Annotated in this window: 1 protein-coding gene; it reads right to left on the minus strand. The window is 67.7% G+C overall.

The features are described 5' to 3' along the window. Nucleotides 1-535: hypothetical protein (locus tag ACX4ZE_RS23010; protein ID WP_480275554.1), on the minus strand; the 535-nt coding region annotated here is incomplete at both ends.

Here is a 535-nt window from a genome sequence, read left to right on the forward strand (position 1 = left end):
GTCCCCGAACAGCTCCGCCAACACCTGTTCGCGCTCCGTGCGCGGCGCCCGATACCCCACCCCGGACACGAATTCCGGGTCCGGTAACGCCGCACGGTCGAGTTTCCCGTTCGGGGACAACGGCATCGCCTCGACCGATACCACCGCAGCCGGGACCATGAACTCCGGCAGCCGGTCGGCCGCGAAGCGGCGCACATCCGCCAGCAGCAAGCTCGCCTGCGGATTGTTGGTAGAGCGGGTAGGGTCCTGCGCCAGCGCCGAGGCCAGGAACACATCGGTGAACTGTTTACCCCGCGCGAGCGTAGCGTCCACGAACACCGCGTCCATACACCCTGTTTGCGTCGACCACGTCACCGCGGTGGTGAACCCCAGCCCCTCCCCGAGGGCATACAGATCCTCCGGGAGCAGTCCGGCACCGCCTCGATCGACACCATGGGCCACGATCTGGTCGGACCCGATTCGGTTGGGGGTGACCGGCTGTTCTGCCCGCAGCTGCTCGACCGCGCGGACGTCGTCGACCAAACCCAGATGCGGA

It is taken from the genome of Nocardia sp. TBRC8007 (assembly GCF_056629435.1).